At 61.7% G+C, this 21,544-nt stretch carries 20 protein-coding genes and 1 pseudogene; 20 read left to right on the top strand and 1 reads right to left on the bottom strand.

The genetic code is table 11. The annotated features are described in order from the left end of the window. Positions 1 to 255: 255 nt before the first annotated feature. The 19 genes and pseudogenes from ODI_RS14280 to ODI_RS14195 all read left to right on the top strand — a co-directional run bounded on the left by ODI_RS14280 (position 256) and on the right by ODI_RS14195 (position 18,732). Positions 256 to 612, top strand: coding sequence for a MarR family EPS-associated transcriptional regulator (locus tag ODI_RS14280; protein WP_067751955.1), 357 nt, complete (start codon positions 256 to 258; stop codon positions 610 to 612). A gap of 54 nt (positions 613 to 666) precedes the next feature. Further along, positions 667 to 1,611, top strand: a complete 945-nt coding sequence (locus ODI_RS14275) for a Gfo/Idh/MocA family oxidoreductase (protein ID WP_067751607.1) — start codon at positions 667 to 669, stop codon at positions 1,609 to 1,611. Next, positions 1,611 to 2,201 carry an acyltransferase gene (locus ODI_RS14270; protein WP_067751604.1) on the top strand — a complete coding sequence of 197 codons (591 nt, stop codon included), beginning with the start codon at positions 1,611 to 1,613 and terminating at the stop codon, positions 2,199 to 2,201. The genes ODI_RS14275 and ODI_RS14270 overlap by 1 nt, the downstream gene beginning before the upstream one ends. Beyond that, positions 2,198 to 3,301: a DegT/DnrJ/EryC1/StrS family aminotransferase gene (locus ODI_RS14265; RefSeq protein WP_067751602.1), complete on the top strand. Its 1,104-nt coding sequence runs from the start codon at positions 2,198 to 2,200 to the stop codon at positions 3,299 to 3,301. The genes ODI_RS14270 and ODI_RS14265 overlap by 4 nt, the downstream gene beginning before the upstream one ends. 155 nt (positions 3,302 to 3,456) lie before the next feature. After that, a complete protein-coding gene (locus tag ODI_RS14260; protein WP_157929764.1) occupies positions 3,457 to 4,782 on the top strand; it encodes a hypothetical protein in 1,326 nt (441 codons plus the stop codon). A gap of 4 nt (positions 4,783 to 4,786) precedes the next feature. Further along, a complete protein-coding gene (locus ODI_RS14255) occupies positions 4,787 to 6,157 on the top strand; it encodes a lipopolysaccharide biosynthesis protein (RefSeq protein WP_067751597.1) in 1,371 nt (456 codons plus the stop codon). A gap of 86 nt (positions 6,158 to 6,243) precedes the next feature. Next, a complete protein-coding gene (locus ODI_RS14250; protein ID WP_067751594.1) occupies positions 6,244 to 7,158 on the top strand; it encodes a glycosyltransferase family 2 protein in 915 nt (304 codons plus the stop codon). 31 nt (positions 7,159 to 7,189) lie between these two features. Next, a complete protein-coding gene (locus tag ODI_RS14245; RefSeq protein ID WP_067751590.1) occupies positions 7,190 to 8,329 on the top strand; it encodes an N-acetyl sugar amidotransferase in 1,140 nt (379 codons plus the stop codon). Beyond that, complete coding sequence (gene hisH / locus ODI_RS14240; RefSeq protein WP_067751588.1) at positions 8,326 to 8,940, top strand: imidazole glycerol phosphate synthase subunit HisH; 615 nt, start codon at positions 8,326 to 8,328, stop codon at positions 8,938 to 8,940. The genes ODI_RS14245 and hisH overlap by 4 nt, the downstream gene beginning before the upstream one ends. A 3-nt stretch (positions 8,941 to 8,943) precedes the next feature. Continuing rightward, the gene (locus tag ODI_RS14235) at positions 8,944 to 9,720 is read left to right on the top strand and encodes an AglZ/HisF2 family acetamidino modification protein (RefSeq protein WP_067751585.1); all 777 of its coding nucleotides are present in this window, start codon (positions 8,944 to 8,946) and stop codon (positions 9,718 to 9,720) included. A gap of 28 nt (positions 9,721 to 9,748) precedes the next feature. Beyond that, positions 9,749 to 10,786 carry a polysaccharide biosynthesis protein gene (locus ODI_RS14230; RefSeq protein WP_067751582.1) on the top strand — a complete coding sequence of 346 codons (1,038 nt, stop codon included), beginning with the start codon at positions 9,749 to 9,751 and terminating at the stop codon, positions 10,784 to 10,786. A gap of 2 nt (positions 10,787 to 10,788) precedes the next feature. Further along, positions 10,789 to 11,904 (top strand): UDP-2-acetamido-2,6-beta-L-arabino-hexul-4-ose reductase, encoded by a 1,116-nt coding sequence (gene wbjC, locus ODI_RS14225; RefSeq protein WP_067751579.1) that lies wholly within the window; start codon positions 10,789 to 10,791, stop codon positions 11,902 to 11,904. A gap of 2 nt (positions 11,905 to 11,906) precedes the next feature. Continuing rightward, positions 11,907 to 13,034 (top strand): non-hydrolyzing UDP-N-acetylglucosamine 2-epimerase, encoded by a 1,128-nt coding sequence (wecB, locus tag ODI_RS14220; RefSeq protein WP_067751952.1) that lies wholly within the window; start codon positions 11,907 to 11,909, stop codon positions 13,032 to 13,034. Between the two features lies 1 nt (position 13,035). Then, a pseudogene (locus ODI_RS22715) lies at positions 13,036 to 13,572 on the top strand (glycosyltransferase); the annotation flags it as partial. Between the two features lie 72 nt (positions 13,573 to 13,644). Beyond that, positions 13,645 to 14,274, top strand: a complete 630-nt coding sequence (locus ODI_RS22710) for a glycosyltransferase family 4 protein (RefSeq protein ID WP_408635946.1) — start codon at positions 13,645 to 13,647, stop codon at positions 14,272 to 14,274. Then, positions 14,271 to 15,140 carry an SDR family oxidoreductase gene (locus ODI_RS14210; protein ID WP_067751572.1) on the top strand — a complete coding sequence of 290 codons (870 nt, stop codon included), beginning with the start codon at positions 14,271 to 14,273 and terminating at the stop codon, positions 15,138 to 15,140. The genes ODI_RS22710 and ODI_RS14210 overlap by 4 nt, the downstream gene beginning before the upstream one ends. Before the next feature lie 48 nt (positions 15,141 to 15,188). Then, positions 15,189 to 16,223 (top strand): MraY family glycosyltransferase, encoded by a 1,035-nt coding sequence (locus ODI_RS14205; RefSeq protein ID WP_067751569.1) that lies wholly within the window; start codon positions 15,189 to 15,191, stop codon positions 16,221 to 16,223. Positions 16,224 to 16,287: 64 nt separating this feature from the next. Then, positions 16,288 to 16,872, top strand: a complete 585-nt coding sequence (locus ODI_RS14200; protein WP_067751566.1) for an acetyltransferase — start codon at positions 16,288 to 16,290, stop codon at positions 16,870 to 16,872. A gap of 24 nt (positions 16,873 to 16,896) precedes the next feature. Next, positions 16,897 to 18,732 carry a polysaccharide biosynthesis protein gene (locus ODI_RS14195; RefSeq protein WP_067751949.1) on the top strand — a complete coding sequence of 612 codons (1,836 nt, stop codon included), beginning with the start codon at positions 16,897 to 16,899 and terminating at the stop codon, positions 18,730 to 18,732. 101 nt (positions 18,733 to 18,833) lie between these two features. Here the strand turns inward: ODI_RS14195 and ODI_RS14190 are convergent, their stop codons facing one another. After that, positions 18,834 to 19,898 carry a Wzz/FepE/Etk N-terminal domain-containing protein gene (locus ODI_RS14190; protein WP_157929763.1) on the bottom strand — a complete coding sequence of 355 codons (1,065 nt, stop codon included), beginning with the start codon at positions 19,896 to 19,898 and terminating at the stop codon, positions 18,834 to 18,836. A gap of 462 nt (positions 19,899 to 20,360) precedes the next feature. Between ODI_RS14190 and ODI_RS14185 the strand changes: the two genes are divergently transcribed. After that, the gene (locus ODI_RS14185; protein ID WP_067751946.1) at positions 20,361 to 21,377 is read left to right on the top strand and encodes an ABC transporter substrate-binding protein; all 1,017 of its coding nucleotides are present in this window, start codon (positions 20,361 to 20,363) and stop codon (positions 21,375 to 21,377) included. Positions 21,378 to 21,544: the final 167 nt, after the last annotated feature.

The raw sequence follows: 21,544 nt of genomic DNA, 5'->3' as shown, positions 1-21,544 counted from the left end.
ATTACGACGAGAATAATCGTGGGAAGCCCGTCGCAAGGCGCTTCTGGAATGGGGGTGCCGCGAGTTCGTGATGGCCTTGGGGATCGGAAACTGTTTCATGTGATGACGATCCGTCACGGGGTGAGATCCTCCATGGGAGGCCTGCCTCCAAGCTATTTTTCGCCCCGGGCGGTGTGATATCATCGCCGCCGTTCAGTGAGTGAACGGAATCCTCGGGATCCATCCCGATGCCTTTTTCTTATGAGGCCGATTATCGTGGATGACCTTCTGCAACTGGAGGCTCACCTGAAAGTTCTGCGATTGTTGGAGAACAATCCGGAGTTGAGTCAAAGGGAAATGGCCGAGGCATTGGGCGTGAGCGTGGGCAAGGCCAATTATTGCGTGCGAGCCTTGCTGGATAAAGGGCTCATCAAAATGAAGAACTTTCGCAATAGCCGCAACAAGTTGGCATACGCTTACTTGCTGACGCCAGCTGGCTTTACCGCGAAGGCCGATCTGTCCGCGCGTTTTCTCAAAGTCAAGATGGCCGAGTATGAAGCGCTGCAGCGGGAGATATCCTTGCTGCGCAAGGACAGTGTGTTGGTCAAGGATAGCGAAAGACGATTTGGATGATCACGATGGGTATGCTCATCCTCTTGGTTAAATGACTCTATGAAAAGCGATAATATGAAGAATTTTGCGCTTATCGGGGCGGCGGGATATATCGCGCCGCGCCACATGATCGCGATCAAGGAAACCGGCAATCATCTGGTGGCTGCCCTGGATCCCAATGATTCGGTAGGCATCATCGACAGTCATTTTCCGGATGCGGAGTTCTTCACGGAGTTCGAGCGATTTGATCGGCATATCGACAAATTGCGCCGTACGGGAAAGTCCAGCCAGATTGACTACGTCTCGATCTGCTCGCCGAATTACCTGCACGATTCCCATATGCGTTTCGCGTTGCGCTCGGGTGCCGACGCGATCTGCGAAAAGCCGCTGGTGCTGAACCCCTGGAATATCGATGGCCTCCAGGAGATCGAGCGCGACACCGGCCGCAAGGTCAATACCATTCTGCAGTTGCGCGTGCACCCCGCGATTGTTGCCCTGCGCGAGAAAGTGCGGTCGCAAGCCCTCGATCGCAAGCATGAGGTCGACCTGACCTACATCACTTCGCGAGGTCATTGGTACCAGCAGTCCTGGAAGGGCGATATCAAGAAGGCGGGCGGCATCGCCACCAACATCGGTGTCCATTTCTTCGACATGCTGCATTTCATTTTCGGTGACCTGCAAGACAACAGCGTCCATCTGTCCGGAGACAGCAAGGCTGCGGGTTACCTGGAGTACGAGCGTGCCCGTGTGCGCTGGTTCCTGTCCGTCGATTTCCAGGACGTGCCTGCACAGCAACGCGAGAAGGGGCAGCGGACGTTCCGCTCCATCACGGTCGATGGCGAGGAGATCGAGTTCTCGGGCGGCTTTACCGATCTGCACACGCGCAGCTACCAGGAAATCCTGGCTGGCCGCGGCTTCGGTCTTGAAGAAAATCGTGTCGCTATTTCCACCGTTGCCGCCATCCGCAAGGCGGAAGTTCGCGGCGACGCCGGCGAGCGCCATCCTTTCTTGCAGAAATAATGAGCCACTATCAGCAGCACCCCAGCGCGATCGTTGATGAGGGCGCGCAAATCGGAGAGGGCAGCAGGGTCTGGCACTTTGCGCATGTGTGCGCGGGCGCCCGGATCGGCAAAGAGGTCTCTCTCGGGCAGAACGTATTCGTCGGGAACAAGGTGGTCATCGGCGACCGCTGCAAGGTTCAGAACAACGTGTCGGTCTACGACAACGTGACGCTGGAAGAAGGCGTTTTCTGCGGGCCTAGCATGGTGTTCACGAATGTCTACAACCCGCGCTCACTGATCGAGCGCAAGAGCGAGTATCGCGACACCCTGGTTCGCCGGGGAGCCACGTTGGGCGCCAATTGCACGGTAGTTTGCGGCGTGACGATAGGCGCCTACGCCTTCATAGGCGCGGGCGCTGTCGTGAACAAGGACGTGCCTGCCTATGCCTTGGTGGTGGGCGTGCCGTCACGCCAGATCGGTTGGATGAGCGAATATGGCGAGCAGCTCGATCTTCCCCTGAGCGGCTCTGGCCGGGTGGCGTGCGCGCATACCGGCGACATCTATGAGCTGGCCGGCAACGTCGTCAAGAAGCTGGAGGGCACTCAATGATCGATTTCATTGACCTCAAGACGCAACAGGCACGGATCAAGTCGCGCATCGACGAAGGTATTCGCAAGGTGCTTGAACACGGGCAATACATTCTCGGCCCGGAAGTTGCGGCGCTGGAAGAGCGTTTGGCCGATTACGTCGGGGCAAGGCATTGCATCAGCTGTGCGAACGGGACCGACGCTTTGCAAATCGCCTTGATGGCTTATGGCATCCAGCCTGGAGATGAGGTGATCACGCCGGGCTTCACCTATATCGCCACGGCTGAAACGGTGGCGCTGCTTGGTGGCACGCCGGTCTACGTCGACATTGACCCGCGTACCTACAATCTGGACGCGGCGCTGCTGGAGGCCGCCATAACACCGCGCACGAAGGCGATCATTCCAGTGTCCCTCTACGGACAGTGTGCCGAATTCGATGAGATCAACGCGGTTGCGGCCAGGCATGGCATTCCCGTGATCGAGGATGCGGCACAGAGTTTTGGCGCCACCTACAAAGGCCGGGCATCCGGCAACCTGACCGATGTGTCCTGCACCAGCTTTTTCCCGAGCAAGCCGCTGGGCTGCTATGGCGATGGCGGTGCCATGTTCACGAATTCGGATGAGCTGGCCGTAGTCTTGCGTCAGATCGCGCGCCATGGTCAGTCGCGCCGCTACTACCATACGCGGGTGGGCGTGAATAGCCGGCTAGATACCCTCCAAGCTGCCGTGTTGCTTGCGAAACTCGAGATTTTCGACGAAGAAGTCTCCTTGCGCAATGACGTAGCCGTGCGCTACGCCGACAAGCTTGGCGCCATTCCGGGCCTGGTGTTGCCAGAGGTGTTGCCTCACAACCGCAGTGTCTGGGCGCAATATACCGTCCAGGTGGCGGCGCGTGAAAACGTCCAGGCGAAGTTGAAGGAGCGGGGTATTCCGACTGTCGTGCATTATCCATTGCCCCTGAACAAACAACCTGCGGTCAGCGATACGGCGGCCAGCCTGCCTGTCGGCGATGCGTTGTCGGACAGGGTCATGAGCCTGCCGTTCCATCCGTATCTGAGTGAGCCTGTAATGGACCAGATCGTCCGAGCCCTGGCAAACGTCCTGGATACGACGGAGACTTGATCGGTGTTGCGGCAGGTATTCACCGGTGCGTGTCGCATCGCCAAGACGAAACAGGGCCGGTCCGCGTCCTTGCGGCGTGCCGAGTCGGAGTAACGGGGATGCGACTGGCTCGATTGCTTGCAATGTATGCCTTGCCTCTAGGCATATTCGTTTTCATGATTCCCCAAGCCCTCGGGGCGGCGTGGCTGTTCGGGGATTGGCTGGCCATGGAGTTGTTGCTCCTCGCCGTGCTGGCGATCGTCTCGTATTTCGTCGCACTCAAAATATCGTTGCGCATCGGGGGGAGGAGAGAGCTCGCCCTGAATGGATTCCGGGGGGGGCTGTTCAATTTTTGCTGGATGGTTTATTTCGGCAGCTATCTGGGTCTGTGCGCACATCTGGGCTACGTGCCCTTGCTCGAATTCATGTTGCACGGCGGAGACGCCTCGGCCATGCGGGCAGATTTCTACAAGGTCACGGAGATGCCTTGGATCTTCTTTGCCTACGTGCAGTCGATCTTCAACAAAGGATTCGTGCCCTTCGCGATCGTTGCCGTGTTTCTTATCAAGAGCCGTTTCCAGGCTTTTGTGCGGCTGGCCATCATTTCGTTCCTGCTCGTGTCGGCCTTCGAGAAGGCGTTGATTACTTGGGCTTATATCCCCTTGTTCATCTACTTTCTCTCGGCGAAGCGGTTCCGCGACTTCTGGTACGCGGTCATGATGTTCGTCGGTGCCTTCGTCTTCGTTTCGCTGGTGTCCCTGAAAAGCGATCTGACCCTGTCGGATGCCAGCAATACTGCCATGCCGGCCACCGCCCAACGCTCCGAGCATTCCGCCACGCGCATGCTTGATACTGTCAGGCGAGAGCTCGTTGGCGTGCCTCCCGTCCAGGTCGCATCGCTTGCTGACCAGCATTCCTACCAATTCATGTTCTATGACTTGGACCGGCCCGACGGGGTGGCGTACATGGTCAACCGCCTGGTGTGGATTCCGTTCGTGACTGCCTACGATACCTTGCTGTACTGGCAACTGAGCAGCAGCGGCTCGATGCTTCATTTCTCGACAAACAGGCATCTGTCGAGGATCTTTGGCCTGGATTTCGCCAACCTCGAGAAGCAAGTGTTCATGTTCCAGTTCAAATCGGGTGAAGAGACGACGGGCAATTCAAATGCCTTCTATGTCGCGGAAGCCTATGTGGCATTTGGTCTCGTGGGCGTGGTGCTCTTCTCGATCCTGATTGGCCTGATGTTTGGCCAGATCATCAGGGGAGGCGTTGCGCCCTTCGTGTGCGCGATTCCCATCGTGGCGCTGGGCTTGATCAGCGTTTCCCTGATCTCGACACTGTTCAGTGGTGGGTTGTTTTTGTTGGTGATGCTTGCATTCATGTTGACGAGGCCGCTGGGACGGGCACGTGCAAGGGTGCCTGCGCTGGCGGATTGGCGTCTCCAGGCAGAGGGAAGGCCGGGACTTCCACGCGCGGCGCCTTCCAGTGGCAGGTGCTAGTTCCATGTCCCTGGCGCAAAGGTGGCATGAAATAGCGGGGAACCGCCTGGTGCGCTCCGTGGGTCTTCTCGCGGGCGGGACGGCTTTCGCCCAGGCGTTGATGTTGCTTGCGTTGCCTTTGTTGACTCGGCTCTACACGCCTGACGATTTTTCCCTGTTGGCCATTTATTCCTCGATCGTCGGGACGATTTTCGTCGCTGCGGGCCTGAGGTTCGATATCGCCATCCCTCTTGCCGAGGAGGAAGAGGATGCGCTGGGTCTGCTTGCCCTGGCCTTGCTCTTTTCCACCCTGAGCGCGGTGCTGGCCCTGGTGGTGTTCATGCTGGGGCGCGAGCAAATCGCCTCATGGCTAGGGCGTGGAACCCTGGGCGGGCTGGAATGGTTCATTCCGGCTGGAATCTTCTGCGCGAGCACCTACAATGCGATGCAGATGTGGGCGACGAGACGGAAGGCGTTCGGACTCATCGCGCGCACGCGACTGACCCAGTCGGTGTCCGCAGTGTCGGTCCAGGCCGGAGTGGGGTGGTGGAGTGGGTCACCCCTCGGCCTGATGGCGGGGCAGTTGCTCAACCATGGCGCCGGCTCTTTGTTGCTGGCTCGTGGCTTGGTGGCGGATTGCCGTCGGGAGCGCCTGTCGCCGAGCGTGACGAACATGAGGGCCATGTTCGTCCGCTACCAGCGTTTCCCCAAGTTCTCGACCTTCGAGGCGCTTGCGAACAATGCTGCGCTACAGCTTCCTGTGTTGCTGATCGCCGCAATCGTAGCCGGGCCGGAGGCGGGGTTTCTCGTGCTGGCCATGCAGGTGATGCAAGCGCCCGTCGCGCTGATCAGCAGTGCGGTGGGCCAGGTCTACCTTGCCCACGCGGCGAAGGAGGAACGTGAGGGCAGGCTCGCCGCCTACACCGCGGACACCCTCGCAATGCTGACCAAAGTGGGTGTGGGCCCGCTATGTTTCGCAGGAATCGTGGCACCTGTCGCTTTTCCGTTCGTTTTTGGGGCGGCTTGGGAGCGATCGGGGGTTCTCGTCGCCTGGTTGACGCCATCGTTTTTATTGCAGTTTTTGACTTCTCCGCTCTCCATGAGTTTGCATGTCCTGCAAAAGCAGCGCGAAGCGCTGATGTTGCAGGTCGCCGGACTGGTCATTCGCATCGGTCTGGTGGTCGGGGCGTGGCATGCGATGGGGGGATACATTCCCGAGACATATGCGGTATCGGGTGGGGTCTTCTACGCGCTGTATCTGGTTGTCATCCTGCGCTGCGTGCGGTTGTCGGCAACGGACCTGGGGCGGTTGCTTGGCAAGCTCAGCGTCCCTGTCTGCGCCTGGATCGTTGCGGGAGTGGTGGTCAACGGCGTCATGCGTTGGGCTGTGGGATGAGTCCTGCCGGCGTGGCCGTGTTCGCGAAGGACAGCTGGTGGCGGAGTAGCGGTAAGGCAGACAAAAATATTCATCAGGTGAATTGAATGGCGAATACTGTTCCAGAACAACATGATATTGAAGTCAGTGTTGTCATAGCAGTGAAAAATGAAGCCTTGCACGTCGAAGAGGCTGTGCGGAGCGTTTTGGAGCAGACCGGGCTCGAGTTCGAATGCATCGTGGTCAATGACGGCTCTACCGATACAACGGGGGATATCCTGGCCGGGCTGGCTCTGCAATATCCTCGGCTGAAAGTCCTCGTCAACCCGAAGAAGGGCAAGAACTCGGCATTCAATTATGGAATGAGCCATGCGCGTGGCCAGTTTGCGACCCTGTTCGCCGGGGATGACATCATGCCCCAAGGCAGCTTGAAGGCGCGCCTTGACGCGGTGGCCCCGGCAGGCGAAGAGAAATATGTCGTCGGGCTCTGCAAGCTGGAGACCATGTCGGAAGACCCGAAGTTCAACGGTCATGTCGTTCCCAAGGGCAAGGATCGAGGCGGGTTCACCGGTGTGTCCTATTTGATGAGCCGGGCAGTCCAGGCGAAGATATTTCCGGTGCCGGAGAGCCTGCCGAACGAGGACACATGGATGGAGCTGGCCGTGGTCGGCTTCACCGAGTGGAAACAGGTTCACTGTGGCGTCATCGGGTGCCGCTGGCGCGTCCATGCGGGCAACAGCATCAATATGCATTTGCCATTCCCCGAGTACAACCGAAAGTACACGCTGCGCATGACCGCGATCTCCATGTTCTATGAGCAGCACAAGCATGAGCTCAACAGTGCCTCACAGGAAAACCTGCGTCGCCGCATCAAGTGCGAGGAAGCCCGCGCGCGTGGCAGCATCATCGGCGTGCTCTTCAATCGAGCGCCGCTCATAGAGCGGCTACGGGCGCTCTCGACCACCAACGCATTTTTCTACAACCTGCGCCGCGCGCTGTTCGGCCTGCTGTCGGGCTTCTGAGCGAATCCGACCCTCACGATTCAAGCCACCAATGAATAGACCCTACCAAATCTGCACCCGCACCATCATGGATACGAGCGACCCTCGCATCGTCTTCGATGCCAGGGGCGAATCGGACTATTGCGCCAACTTCGACGCGCAGATCAAGCCCAACTGGCATACCGACGCGCGCGGCGAGGCCGAGCTCATGCGCGTGGCGGAAAAGATCAAGGAACAAGGCAAGGGCAAGGACTTCGATTGCATCATCGGGCTGAGCGGTGGCCTGGACAGTTCCTACACCGCCTACATCGCCAAGGAAAAGATGGGGCTGCGGCCCTTGCTGTTCCATGTCGATGCCGGCTGGAACACCGACCAGGCGGTGGGCAACGTCGAAAAGCTGGTCGACGGCCTGGGACTGGAGCTCTTCACCGAGGTGATCAACTGGGAGGAGATGAAGGATCTCCAGGTGGCGTTCCTGAAGTCGCAGATTCCCGATCAGGACCTGCCGCAGGACGTCGCTTTTTTCTCGGGACTGTACAAGTTCGCCCGCCAGCACAAGCTGAAGTATGTGCTGACCGGCGGCAACTTCTCGACTGAATGCTGCCGCGAGCCCGAAGAGTGGGGTGGCTATCCCGGCATCGACAAGACGCTGATGCTCGACATCCATCGCCGTTTCGGCAAGCGACCGCTCAAGAGCTTCCCGATTGTCGACATCCTGGTCTACAAGCTCTACTACCGCTACGTGCTGGGCATGCAGGTGTTCAAGCCGCTCAATCTGGTGCCCTACATAAAGAAGGATGCCGAGCGCCTGCTGCAGGAGCGTTTTGGCTGGGAGCCGTTCCAGCACAAGCACCATGAGTCCCGGTTCACCCGGTTCTACGAAGACTACTGGATGCCGCGCAAGTTCGGCTACGAGAAGCGGCGCGCGCATTTCTCCAGTCTCATCCTGACCGGCCAGATGACGCGCGAGGAGGCTCTCGCGCGTATCGCGAAGCCCGAGATGGACGAGCATTTCTCGCGCCAGGAGTTCCGTTACGTGGCTCACAAGCTCGACCTGAGCGAAGAGGAACTGCAGGCCATCTTCGAAGGCGAGAACAAGACCTACAAGGACTACGCCAACAAGAAGTTCCTGATCGGCCTTGGCGCCAACGTCATGCAGAAACTGGGTCTTGAAAAGCGGCTGTTCCGATGATCACCATCATTGATTACGGGCTGGGCAATGTCCTGGCCTTCGCCAACATGTACCGCCGCATGGATGTGCAGGTGGGCATCGGTCGGACGCCGGAGGATATTGCGCGGGCCACCAAGCTGATCCTGCCCGGCGTGGGAGCCTTCGACTATGCGATGGACTCCTTCCGGCAATCGGGCATGCATGACGTCGCCGTCGAGCGGGTGGTGCGCGATGGCGTGCCCGTGCTGGGTATCTGCGTCGGCATGCAGATGATGGCGCAGGGCAGCGACGAGGGTGAGCGCGAGGGCCTGGGCTGGGTGCCTGGCAGGGTGCGCAAGTTCGACGTCGACAAGTTGGCGCAGCGCACGCACCTGCCGCACATGGGTTGGAACGACGTCACGCCCTCAAGGCCATCGACGCTGTTTCAAGGCCTGGAATCAGAGGCGCGATTCTATTTCCTGCATTCCTATTACTTTGATTGTCAGGACGAGGCCGATGCCATTGCCACTGCAGAATACGGCGCCCGCTTTGCCTGCTCGGTCAACCACGCGAACGTCTACGGCGTGCAATTCCACCCGGAGAAGAGCCACGATTTCGGTGCGCGTCTCCTGAAAAATTTCGCGGATATCTAAAGCGTGCTTCGTCCCAGAATCATTCCCTGCCTGCTGGTCCGCGACAAGGGCCTGGTCAAGACCGTCAAGTTCGATGCCGGCAAGTACGTCGGTGATCCCATCAATGCCGTCCGCATCTTCAATGAGAAGGAAGTGGACGAACTCATCGTCCTCGACATCGACGCTACCACCCAGGGAGTCGGCCCCGACCTGAAGATGATCGAGCGGCTGGCGGCCGAGTGCCGCATGCCTTTCTGCTACGGTGGCGGCGTCAAGACGGTGGAGCAGGCCAGCGCCATCATCAGCCTGGGCGTCGAGAAGGTGGCCATCAGCTCCGCCCTGGTCGAGGAGCCCATGCTTGCCACGCGCATCGCCGAGAAAATCGGCCGCCAGAGCGTGGTGGGGGTGATGGACGTGAAGAAAAAGCGTTTCAGCTCCCGCCATGAAGTGTGGACGCACAACGCCAAAACCAATACCCATCTTTCGCCCGTCGAGTTCGCCCAGACGCTGGAAAAGCACGGCGTGGGCGAAATCGTGGTTAACGCCATCGACCATGACGGCGTCATGAAGGGCTACGACCTGGATCTCATCGAGCAGATTCGCAACGTCACGACCGTGCCCATGTCGGTGCTGGGCGGAGCCGGCTCGCTGGCCGACATCAGCGCCCTGATCCGCCGTTTCGGCATCATCGGTGCAGGGGCCGGCAGCCTCTTCGTCTTCAAGGGGTCGTACAAGGCCGTGTTGATAAACTACCCGACCCCCAAGGAGCGCGAGGCGCTGGTGCGCGCCGCACGCACCTGACCCGTCCGCCATCCTACCGATCTCCATCATGCTCACTCCCAACGCAAAACTCCTCATCACCGGCGGCACGGGTTCGTTCGGCAACGCCGTGCTCAAGCGCTTTCTCGACTCGGACATCGGCGAGATCCGTGTCTTCAGCCGTGACGAGAAGAAGCAGGACGACATGCGCAAGCATTACGCGCATCCGAAACTCAAGTTCTACATCGGCGACGTGCGTGACCGGCAGAGCCTGGTCAATGCCACGCGCGGCGTGGATTACATCTTCCATGCCGCGGCGCTCAAGCAGGTGCCTTCCTGCGAGTTTCACCCCATGGAAGCCGTGCACACCAATATCCTGGGCACCGAGAACGTGCTCGAGGCCGCCATCCAGAACAAGGTGCGCAAGGTTGTCTGCCTGAGCACGGACAAGGCGGTCTATCCCATCAACGCGATGGGCATTTCCAAGGCCATGATGGAAAAGGTCATGGTCGCCAAGTCGCGCAACCTGGAGGCCACCGGCACGGTGGTCTGCGGCACGCGCTACGGTAATGTCATGGCGTCGCGTGGTTCGGTGATCCCCCTTTTCATCGAGCAACTGCGCAGCGGCAAGCCGATGACGGTGACGGACCCCGACATGACGCGTTTCATGATGACGCTGGCCGATGCCGTGGATCTCGTGCTGTATGCCTTCGAGCATGGCAACAATGGCGACCTGTTCGTGCAGAAGGCACCGGCCGCCACGGTCGAAGTGCTGGCCCGGACGCTGGCGCGCATGCTGGGCAAGCCCGAGCATGCCCTGCAGGTGATCGGCACCCGTCACGGCGAGAAGCTTTATGAAGTGCTGCTCAGCCGCGAGGAAATGGCCTGCGCGGAAGACATGGGCGACTATTACCGCATTCCGCCGGACCTGCGCGACTTGAATTATGCGAAGTTCGTCGAGCAAGGCGAGGAGAAGATATCCCGCTCCGAAGACTACAACTCCCACAACACCGAGCGGCTGGACAGCGCCGGCATGGAGCGCCTGCTGTTGAAGCTGGACTTCATGCGTGCCATCCAGCGCGGTGAAGCCGCCACGCCCGAGGAGTGAGCATGAAAGTCCTGATCACCGGCGCGAACGGCTTCGTCGCGCAGAACCTGATCGCGGTGCTGGGCGAGCGCAACGACGTGGAAGTGCTGCGCTTCACCCGTGATGAAAAGCCGGAGGTGCTGGACGCCCTGGTCGCGCAGGCCGACGTCATCTTTCACCTTGCGGGCGTAAATCGTCCCAAGGATCCGGCCGAATTCACCACGGGCAATGCAGACCTGACGCGCCTGCTGTGCGATAGCGTGGCGCGCCATGGCCGGCGCGTGCCGGTGGTCTACAGCTCGTCGACGCAGGCGGCCCAGGACAATCCCTATGGCCGCAGCAAGCGCGAGGCTGAGGCGGCCCTGGAAGCGCTGCAGGCGTCCCACGGCGTGCCGGTGCATGTCTATCGCCTGCCGAACGTGTTCGGGAAATGGGCGCGGCCCAACTACAACTCGGCCGTCGCGACCTTCTGCCACAACATCACGCGCGGCCTGCCCATCCAGATCAACGACCCGTCGGCGGAAATCACGCTGGTCTATGTGGATGACGTGGTGACGCATTTCATGGCCCTGCTGGATGCCGCCAGGCAAGGACGCACGGTGGACAGTTCCGCTGGCGTCCAGCCGCAATATCGCATCAGCGTGGGCGAGTTGGCCCGGCTGCTGGAAGCGTTCCGCGACAGCCGCGAGACGCTGGTGACGGAAAAGGTGGGAACCGGGCTGACGCGCGCCCTGTATGCGACCTACGTCAGCTACCTGCCGCCCGAGCGTTTCACTTATGAAGTGCCCAAGCACGGCGATCCGCGCGGCGTGTTCGTGGAAATGCTGAAGACCCCGGATGCCGGCCAGTTCTCGTTTTTCACGGCCCACCCCGGCATCACGCGTGGCGGCCACTATCACCACAGCAAGACCGAGAAGTTCCTCGTCATCAGGGGGCGCGCGCGTTTTCGCTTCCGCCACATCGTCACCGGCGACTACCACGAATGCGAGACTGACGGCGAGACGCCGGAGATCGTCGAGACCGTGCCGGGCTGGACGCATGACATCACCAACATCGGCGGCGACGAGATGATCGTCATGCTCTGGGCCAACGAGATCTTCGACCGCCAGCGCCCCGATACCTTTGCCCGTCCGCTATGACCATGAAGAAACTGAAAGTCGCCACCGTCGTGGGCACGCGCCCCGAGATCATCCGCCTGTCGCGCGTGATGGCCGCGCTGGACCGCCATTGCGACCACGTGCTGATCCACACGGGCCAGAACTACGACTACGAACTCAACGAGATCTTTTTCCAGGATCTGGGCATCCGCAAGCCGGACTACTTTCTGAATGCGGCGGGCGCCAGCGGCGCAGAGACCATCGGCAAGGTGATCATCGGGACGGACCAGGCGCTTGCCGAGATCCAACCCGAAGCCTTGCTGGTCCTGGGCGACACCAATAGCTGCATGGCAGTCCTGCCGGCGAAGCGGCGCAAGATCCCGACCTTCCACATGGAAGCCGGCAACCGCTGCTTCGACCAGCGCGTGCCCGAGGAGATCAATCGACGCATCGTGGACCACACCGCCGACATCAACCTGACCTACAGCAGCATCGCCCGCGAATACCTGCTGCGCGAAGGCCTGCTGCCGGACCGCGTCATCAAGACCGGCAGTCCGATGTTCGAGGTGCTCAACCATTATCGCGAAGGTATCGAGGCTTCCGACATCCTGTCGCGGCTTGGCCTGGAGGCGGGCAAGTTCTTCGTCGTCAGCGCGCACCGCGAAGAGAACATCGATTCGGATGTGAACTTCGGCAAGCTGGTCGATGTGCTGAATACCGTGGCCGTCACATTCGGCCTGCCTGTCATCGTGTCCACGCATCCGCGCACGCAGAAGCGGGTCGACGCGATGGGTGCGCGCTTCCATGAGAACGTGCGCCTGCTGAAGCCGCTGGGTTTCAGGGACTACAACCACCTCCAGATGATGTCGCGCGCGGTGCTGTCCGACAGTGGCACGATCACCGAGGAGTCTTCCATCCTGAACTTCCCGGCCCTCAATATCCGCGAGGCGCACGAGCGTCCCGAAGGCATGGAAGAGGCCTCGGTCATGATGGTGGGCCTGGAAACCGAACGCGTGCTGCAGGGCTTGACGCTGATCGCGGACCAGCCGCGCGGCGATGAGCGGTCCCTGCGCCTGGTGGCGGACTATTCGATGCCCAACGTGTCGGACAAGGTCGTTCGCCTGATCCACAGCTACACCGATTACGTGAACCGCGTCGTCTGGAAGAAGTGACGTGAGGATCGCGCTGGTTTCCCAATACTTCTGGCCGGAGTCGTTCTCGATCAACGATCTGGTCGAGGCCTTGGTGGCGCAGGGCCACAGTGTCGAGGTCTTCACCGGCAAGCCGAACTACCCGGATGGCGAGGTGTTTCCAGGGTATTCGGCGCAGGGTTGCCAGGAGGAGGTGTTCGCGGGCCAGGTGCCGGTACATCGTGTGCCGTTGCGGCCGCGCGGGAAGGGTGGCGCGGCGAACCTCGCGCGCAACTACCTCTCCTTCGTCTGGCATGGCCTGCGGCATTTTCCCCGCCAGGCGCGCGGCAAGCAGTTCGACGTGGTCTTCGTGTTTTCGCTGTCGCCCATCACCGCAGCCATCCCGGCCATCTACCTGAAATGGCGCCTGCGCACGCCCATGGTGATGTGGGTGCTGGACCTCTGGCCCGATAGCCTCAGCGCGACGGGTTTCGTGCGCAACAAGGCGGTGCTTGCGGGCGTGGGCCTGATGGTGCGAGCGATCTACGCCTGCGCGGATCGGGTGTTGGTGCAATCCCGGGCGTTCATCGATGCCGTCGCGCGCCATGCCGATCCGTCCAAGATCATCTACTATCCGAATTGCGCACGGGAAATGCCCTTGACGCCTGCGGCGCAGACCGAGGTCAGCCCGACGTTGCTGGAAGAGATCCAGCGCCATTTCAGTATCGTTTTTACCGGCAACCTGGGAACCGCCCAGGCCGTGGAGACCCTGCTGGATGCCGCCGAGCGGCTGCAGCACCTGCCGGACGTGCGCCTGGTGCTGGTCGGAAGCGGCAGCATGTCGGCCTGGTTGGCCGAGCAGAAGGCCGCTCGCGGGCTGGACAACGTCATACTCGCCGGGCGATATCCCGCGGACGAGATGCCGCAGTTCCTCAGCCGTGCCCGAGGCCTGCTGGTTTCGCTCAAGCGCAGCGAGATATATGCCCAGACCGTCCCGGCGAAAGTGCAGTCCTACCTCTCCGCAGGCAAGCCGATCATTGCTTCCCTGGATGGAGAGGGCGCGCGGGTGGTGATCGAGGCAGGGGCCGGACTCGCCTGTGCGGCAGAGGATGCCGTTGCGCTGGCTGACTGCATCGCGCGCCTGCATGGCATGAGTGACCCGCAGCGTGCCGAGCTCGGCGCGGCGGGCCGCGCCTATTTCCTCGCGCATTTCGAGCTGACGGGCCAGGCGACGCGTCTGGCGGCCCTTTTGCGTAGCCAAGTCCAAGGAGATTCCGTATGAGCGTTACGGTGGGTGTGGTGGGCGCGACGTCGCCCGCGGGCCAGCAGGTCGTTGCCCAACTGCTTGCCCAAGGGCATCGCGTGGTTGCGTATTCCCGCAATCCTCCCGTCGTTGCGGAACAGCCTGGCCTGCGCTGGGCATCGCTGGACACCGCTGGGCAAGAGGCGGGTGCCGAGCAGATTCCCGTGTGGATCGCGCTGTGCCATATCTGGGCGGTGCCTGCGCATCTCGGTCGGATGGCCGGGCTGGGTGCGCAGCGCGTGGTCTGCCTGTCGTCGACAAGCCGGTACACCAAGACGGCGTCGTCCAATTCCTACGAGGAGGCGCTGGTCGGCCGCCTCGTGCAGGGCGAGGAGGCCGTCGCCCGAGAGGCCGCCGCGGCAGGGATCGGCTGGACCATCCTGCGGCCCACCTTGATCTATGGCCGCAACACGGACCGCAATCTGTCGGAGATCGTCCGGCTGATCCGGCGGCTGCATGTCTTTCCGCTTTTTGGCAGGGCAGCCGGCCTGCGCCAGCCCATCTACGTGGATGATGTGGCAAAAGCGGCCGTGCTGGCGGCCTTCACGCCAGCGGCGCGCGATCAGGCTTACAACATTTCCGGGGCGGAAGTGCTGAGCTATCGCGAGATGGTTACCCGCATCTTCATCGCGATGGGCTTGCGCCCTAAGCTGCTGACGGTGCCGATCTGGCTCTTCAATGGGGCGCTGGCCTGCCTGCGTCTCGTGCCGCGTTATCGCGGCTGGAACGCCGACATGGTGCAGCGCATGAATCGCGACATGGTCTTTGGGCACGAGGAAGCCCGGCGCGATTTTGGTTTTGACCCGCAGCCGTTCGTGCTGCGTGGTGTCGACGTTGGCCGCTGAGCCGCGCCTGCGTCGTTTCCGACTCTTTCCCGTCATTCCGGAATCTAGATGGATCTGTCTTCCTGGCCCTGGTGGCTGTTCGTGGCCGGTGCCGGCCTTGGCTGGTTCCTGACCGGCGTATTGCGCCGTTATGCGCTCGCGCGCAACGTGTTGGATGTGCCGAATGCGCGCAGCTCGCATCAGCAACCCACGCCCCGCGGTGGTGGGCTTGCCTTTGTCATCGGTTTCCTGCTGGGCCTCGTGGCCCTGTGGCTGTCGGGAGGCGTGGCCACGGACGTCGCATGCGCCTTGGGCGGAGCGGGGGCGTGGATCGCATTGGTCGGCTTCCTGGACGATCATGGCCATATCCAGGCGCGCTGGCGCCTGCTGGCCCACTTTGCGGCGGCCGCCTGGATCCTAGCCTGGCAGGGAGGGGCACCGCCTCTGGCGGTGGGATCGGCCACCTTCCAGCTTGGCGCCGTGGGCAGCGTGCTTGCGGCGCTCTATCTGGTGTGGTTGTTGAATCTCTACAACTTCATGGACGGCATCGACGGCATCGCGAGTGTCGAGGCGATCTGCGCCACCGTCGGGGCCGCCGTGCTGTACGTCCTGGTGGGACAGCCCGGCCTGCTGGGGACGAGCCTGCTGCTGGGGGCGACGGTTGCTGGTTTTCTGGTGTGGAACTTCCCTCCCGCGCGCATTTTCATGGGCGATGGCGGCAGCGGTTTCCTGGGGATCGTGCTGGGCGGGTTATCCCTGCAGGCTGGCTGGGACGCGCCAGCGCTGCTGTGGGGGTGGCTCATACTGCTCGGCGTCTTCGTGGTGGACGCGACCACGACGCTGTTGCGGCGGCTGTTGCGCGGAGAAAAAGTCTATGAAGCGCACCGCACCCATGCCTATCAATATGCCGCGCGACGATGGAAAAGCCACAAAGTGGTGACTTTGTCGGTTTTGGTCATCAACATTTTCTGGCTGTTGCCTTGGGCCATGCTGGTGGCCGTCGAGTGGCTCCCTGGCTGGCTCGGTGCCCTGGTCGCCTATGCGCCGTTGCTTGCCTTGGCCTTGAGCCTGGGGGCGGGCCGTGCCGAAAGTACCACAGTATGAGGCGCCCCGATCGTGCTTCTTCAGTAGAATCGCGTCTTCATTACTGACATAGTTCCAAAGACCCATGCAAAAACGCGGCGTTTTGTTGATTGTCGGCGCTGGAGGCCACGGACGCGCGGTCGCAGAGGCGGCGGAGTTGTCCGGCACATGGGCGGATGTCGTCTTTGCCGACGACGGTTTCCCGGGCGTGCGCCAGTCCGGCTCCTGGCAGGTGGTAGCCCATGCGAGCGCGCTGGCAGAACTGGCCGGGCGCTGTGATGCCGCGATCGTCGCCATCGGCAACCAGGGTGTCCGCGAGCGTCTCTCGACAGCGTTGGAAGCGCAGGGTATCCCCCTGGCCACCGTGGTGCATCCCCGAGCCTGGGTCAGCGGGCACGCAATCGTGGGCGAGGGCACGGCCGTGATGGCAGGTGCCGTGGTCGGGGCGTGCGCGCGGATCGGGCGAGGTGCGATCGTGAACGCCAACGCCACGGTCGACCACGATGCCGAGTTGGGAGATTTCGCGCATCTGGGGGTGGGCGTGCAACTGGCTGGGGGGGTCCGCATCGGGGCCCGCGCCTGGTTGCAGGCAGGGACCTGTGCGGGCTACCGTGTCCAGGTGGCGGAAGAGGCGGTAGTGCCGCCCGGCGAAAGACTGATCGCCAGCTAAAGACAACATTATTTCTTGCAGGCCATGATCATTCCGACCCGATTTCGCACCGCGCTGGTGTTCTTGTTTGACGTGGGCGCGATATTCGTCGCCTGGCTGGGCGCGTTCTTCATCCGCTTCAATTTTGAATGGCCGGTCGGATGGGACAAGACCATCATTGCGGGCCTTCCGTTGCTGCTGCTGGTGCAGATCGTGGCCTGTCGATGGGCTGGCCTGTATCGCGGCATGTGGATGTTCGCGAGCCTGCCCGACCTGAAGCGGGTGCTCACGGCCGTCCTCGCTTCCACCGTCGCGCTGTTGGTGTTCGCTTTCCTGGAGCGGGAATACGCAGCGTTGCCGCGCTCGATTCTGCTGCTCTATCCGCTGTTGCTGCTGCTCATCATGGGTGGCGGACGAGCGGCCTGGCGCATGTGGAAAGAGCATCGACTTTATGGTGGTGGCACGGGCCGAGGCACCCCGGTGGTCGTCGTCGGTGCCGGCACGGCCGGCGCGATGCTGGTCCGGGAGCTGGGACGCAGCACCGAATGGCATGTGGTGGCGCTGGTGGATGACGATCCTGCGAAGTGGGGGCTCGAGCTCTCGGGCTGCCGGGTCGAGGGCGGATCAGACAAGCTGGTGGAGGTGCTGGGCACCTGGGGCGCTCGCCACGTCATATTGGCCATTCCCTCGGCGAAAGCCGATGTGCTGCGCCGCATCTCCGAGACCGCGAGCAAGGCGGGTGCGGCACTGTTCACTGTGCCGGGACTGAGCGAGCTGATGAGCGGGCGCGTCGCGGTGAACATGATGCGCCCCGTCAAGATCGAGGACTTGCTTGGCCGCGAGTCGGTCCGCATCGACAACCAGAATATCCAGTCCATGCTGACCGGCAAGCATATCCTCGTGACCGGGGCGGGGGGCTCGATCGGGAGCGAGCTTTGCCGCCAGCTGGCGCGTTTTTCGCCTGCCCGTCTGATCCTGGTCGAGTCCAGTGAGTTCGCGCTGTACAGCATCGAGCAGTGGTTTTCTGAGAATCGTCCCGAGATCGCCATCGTTCCCTTGGCGGGTGACGTGAAGGATGCCATTCGCATGAATGAGATATTCTCGTCGTGGCGGCCGAGCGTGGTCTTTCACGCGGCGGCGTACAAGCATGTGCCGCTGATGGAAGTGGGAAATGCCTGGCAGGCGGTACGCAACAATGTTCTTGGCACGTTGAATGTGGCTCAGGCGGCTGCGCACCATGGCGTGGAGCGGTTCGTGTTGATCTCGACCGACAAGGCCGTCAATCCGACCAATGTGATGGGGGCGACCAAGCGCATGGCCGAGATGATGTGCGAGGTACTGCATTGCCAGGGCGGCGAGACGCGCTTCCAGATGGTTCGGTTTGGCAATGTGCTGGGCAGCACGGGAAGCGTTATTCCCAAGTTCCATGCGCAGATTGCGCGCGGCGGCCCGGTCACGGTGACGCATCCGGACATTACGCGGTACTTCATGTCGATACCCGAGGCTGCCCAGTTGGTGCTGCAGGCAGCGGCCATGGGCAAGGGGGGAGAGGTCTTTGTGCTGGACATGGGCGAGCCTGTTCGCATAGCAGACCTGGCGCGCAACATGATCCGTCTATCCGGCTTCTCCGAGGAGGAGATCCCCGTGGAGTTCACCGGCTTGCGGCCGGGCGAGAAACTCTACGAGGAACTGCTGGCCGATTCGGAAGAGACGCTTGAGACACCGCACGCCAAGTTGCGCATCGCGCGCTCGCGTCCGGTTCCTGAAGGCTTCTTTGAAGAAAACCAGGCATGGCTCGCACAAACCGGCCCGGTTTCCGACGGCGATGTGCGAGCACATCTTCAGCGGTGGATGCCCGAATACCTGCCATTCAAGTGCTGATGTAGAGAACGGCGCGTGCCCGGCTTGCCACCGGAGCCCTGCAGGCCGTTCCAGGAGGGAGGGGCGCGCACGCGCCTGCGGCGTACCCCGCCCCGCCTGGATCAGGGGCGGCGGATGCCCGCATGCAGCAATACGCCCAACACACTGATCACCAGGCCTAAAACCAGGCCCAGCAGGAGGATGAGAGCCTTCTGGGGGCGTACGGGGCTGACAGGAACGCCGGCTGCGCGATCGACGATGGCCACGGACAGGCGTTCCGCACTCAGGTCGATACCGCTCAGCAACGCATCCACGCGCAGCAGGTTGTTGAGCTCGGGAATGTAGGGGTCGTCGTTTTCCCGCTGCTTGAGCCGCTCCAGTTCCGCGCGCAGGGCTTTCGCGCCACGCAGGTACATGGTTTCATCCTTGTAATCAATAATCAGATTGCCGGACGCCGAGGCGTTTTCCAGCCCGATGGATTCGGCGATCGTCAGCGCGTCTTCAACGCGCTTGATCTGGTTCGCTCGCGTTTCCGAGGCCACCTTGCGCAGCGCCGTCAACTGGCCCTTGTTGCTCTGGAGGCGAACCTCGACGAACGCTGCGAGGTCGCCCATGAGTTCCTCGCGGGCCGCGACGATCGCGGTCTGGGTGTAGTCGTTCGCCCACTTGCTGATCGTCTGGGGACTGGTGCCTTCAAAGGAAAGCTGCGCGGCGTCTCCTTCCCGCGAGGGAAGCGTGACCTTCATATTCCTGTTCAACTGAAGCCAGAGTTGCTCGCGCTCGCCTTCCGAAATTTCCCGGCCTTGGGCAGGCAGGTAGACCTCCGAGAAAAACGTCTGGCGCAATGCATCGGATGTCAGGTGGCGCAGGAAGACCCGGTACGCCTCCTGGGGCGTCAGGGGCGTGATGCCTCGCTGCCCTTTTCTGTCCTGGTCGTTGCCGCTGGGGAGCGTTTCGCCCATCAATTGGGTGACGAGGTTGTAGTGGGCGACTCCGCTTGCGGAAGGGGGCAGGATGGCAACCGCGGTCTGGTACACCGGCCGTGCCAGGAAAGCATACAGGGCAGCCAGCAGCAAGGTGATTACCGTGACCCCCAGGATGATGCGCCAGTTGCGCCATACCGCACAGGCCATGTCATAGAGGTCGAGTTCACGCGGTGGATGCGTCGAGTTTTGAGAATTGTCCAAAAGGAGGGGCTCCGGCGCGGTCGGGGGAGGAATGGAGACGCAATGGCACGATTTTTGTCGCACCGCGTAAAACCCGCCGATTTTAGCGGATAGTGCCCCAATTTCACGGCGGTACTCCCGATGAAAGAGGAGGTAACGGTGCTTAAGCTGGCGTATCCTTTTATTTTCCGTTAAAATGCCCTCTTCTTCGTTCAGATTTCATCAATTGTGGTCTGTGTTCAGCGCCTCGTCAGAGCGCTGGAAATCAGCCCCGTCTTTGGATGCCTTAACAGCATCCGTCAAGCAGTGTCGGTTTGTATTGGCGGCCTGGCCCGTCTTCCGCACAACCCCTTTTAGCTAAATGGCGCGTTTCGCCAGCCTGGCATCCAGGTTGTCGGAGACGCCGTGACCCAAAGGAGGCGAATGCCCATGAGTACCAAGCAACTGTCCAGCGCGCGCACGGATGCGTCCCGTCGCGCCGTCATGCCTTTTTCCAGCCGCTTGCGTCACGCCGCCCTGGCTGGCGCCATCGCGGCCACCCTTGGTGGCGTGTCGGGCGTGGCCCAGGCTGCGGAAACCCCGCAGTGCGAACTCAAGCGTCCCGTGAATTTCGGCGGCATGAACTGGGAGTCCAACCTGATCCTGGTCGAGGTGCAACGCACCATCCTGGAGAAGGGCTATGGCTGCAAGTCGGAAGTCCTGCCCACCGAGACCCTGCCGGCCCTGGCCGCGCTGGAGCGCGGTGACCTCGACATCAACAGCGAGATCTGGCTGAACAGCGTCGCCGAACCGTGGGCCCAGGCCGAGAAGCGCGGCAAGGTCAAGCGCGTCGGCGAACTCTTCATGGGCGGCGAAGGCTGGTTCATTCCCCGCTATACCGCCGAGCGTTTCCCCGAACTGAAGTCGGCGGCCGACCTGCCGAAGTTCAAGGACGAGTTCACCGACCCCGAAGAGCCCAACAAGGGCCGCTTCTATGGCTGCCCGGCAGGCTGGGGCTGCGAGGTGGTGTCCACCAACCTGTACAAGGCGCTCAAGCTCGAGGATTCCTACACGCTGTATTCGCCCGGCACGGGCGCCGCGCAGAAGGCCGCGCTGACTTCCGCCTACAAGCGCAAGCAGAACGTGGTCTTCTACTACTGGTATCCGACCCCGCTGGTCGGCGCGCTGGACCTGGTCAAGCTGGACCTGCCGGCCTATGACGCGGCCAAGCACGAGTGCCTGACCGATCCCAAGTGCTCGGATCCGCAACCCAGCGCCTACCCCGAAAACCCTGTCTTCACGGCCTTGAACGTCGATTTCATGAAGCAGGCGCCCAAGCTCACCGAGTTCTTCTCCAAGATCAAGCTCGAACAGGCCGACCTGGACGAGACCTTGGCCAACATGGAAGAAACGGGTGACGACGCGGCCGAGATGGCCCAGTGGTTCCTGAAGAACAAGTCCGCGGCCTGGACCCAGTGGGTCCCCAAGGACGTCGCCGAGCGCGTGCAAGCCTCTCTCTGAGCCTAGCCTGAGCCTGTAGCCGGGTCCGCCCGGCGGCCAGGCAAGGGCCCGGGACGCAGTGCTGATGTGCCTCCCGGGCGCCTGGCCGCCCGACGGACCTCCCGGTGTCTGTTCGCAGGCGCGGAATCTCCGCGCCTGCGAACAGACATCTCTAGCCGGAGATCCTG

Source organism: Orrella dioscoreae (assembly GCF_900089455.2).
Taxonomy (GTDB): Bacteria; Pseudomonadota; Gammaproteobacteria; order Burkholderiales; family Burkholderiaceae_B; genus Orrella; species Orrella dioscoreae.
Note: the sequence above shows the minus strand (reverse complement) of the source record. Positions and strands in the feature narration are given on the sequence as shown.

Bases quoted from the DNA above. Each gene is read 5' to 3' on its own strand.
- ODI_RS14275 (WP_067751607.1), top strand. From the start codon at position 667: ATGAAGAATTTTGCGCTTATCGGGGCGGCGGGATATATCGCGCCGCGC.
- ODI_RS14270 (WP_067751604.1), top strand. From the start codon at position 1,611: ATGAGCCACTATCAGCAGCACCCCAGCGCGATCGTTGATGAGGGCGCG.
- ODI_RS14265 (WP_067751602.1), top strand. From the start codon at position 2,198: ATGATCGATTTCATTGACCTCAAGACGCAACAGGCACGGATCAAGTCG.
- ODI_RS14260 (WP_157929764.1), top strand. From the start codon at position 3,457: ATGATTCCCCAAGCCCTCGGGGCGGCGTGGCTGTTCGGGGATTGGCTG.
- ODI_RS14255 (WP_067751597.1), top strand. From the start codon at position 4,787: ATGTCCCTGGCGCAAAGGTGGCATGAAATAGCGGGGAACCGCCTGGTG.
- ODI_RS14250 (WP_067751594.1), top strand. From the start codon at position 6,244: ATGGCGAATACTGTTCCAGAACAACATGATATTGAAGTCAGTGTTGTC.
- ODI_RS14245 (WP_067751590.1), top strand. From the start codon at position 7,190: ATGAATAGACCCTACCAAATCTGCACCCGCACCATCATGGATACGAGC.
- hisH (WP_067751588.1), top strand. From the start codon at position 8,326: ATGATCACCATCATTGATTACGGGCTGGGCAATGTCCTGGCCTTCGCC.
- ODI_RS14230 (WP_067751582.1), top strand. From the start codon at position 9,749: ATGCTCACTCCCAACGCAAAACTCCTCATCACCGGCGGCACGGGTTCG.
- wbjC (WP_067751579.1), top strand. From the start codon at position 10,789: ATGAAAGTCCTGATCACCGGCGCGAACGGCTTCGTCGCGCAGAACCTG.
- wecB (WP_067751952.1), top strand. From the start codon at position 11,907: ATGAAGAAACTGAAAGTCGCCACCGTCGTGGGCACGCGCCCCGAGATC.
- ODI_RS22710 (WP_408635946.1), top strand. From the start codon at position 13,645: ATGCCCTTGACGCCTGCGGCGCAGACCGAGGTCAGCCCGACGTTGCTG.
- ODI_RS14210 (WP_067751572.1), top strand. From the start codon at position 14,271: ATGAGCGTTACGGTGGGTGTGGTGGGCGCGACGTCGCCCGCGGGCCAG.
- ODI_RS14205 (WP_067751569.1), top strand. From the start codon at position 15,189: ATGGATCTGTCTTCCTGGCCCTGGTGGCTGTTCGTGGCCGGTGCCGGC.
- ODI_RS14200 (WP_067751566.1), top strand. From the start codon at position 16,288: ATGCAAAAACGCGGCGTTTTGTTGATTGTCGGCGCTGGAGGCCACGGA.
- ODI_RS14195 (WP_067751949.1), top strand. From the start codon at position 16,897: ATGATCATTCCGACCCGATTTCGCACCGCGCTGGTGTTCTTGTTTGAC.
- ODI_RS14185 (WP_067751946.1), top strand. From the start codon at position 20,361: ATGCCTTTTTCCAGCCGCTTGCGTCACGCCGCCCTGGCTGGCGCCATC.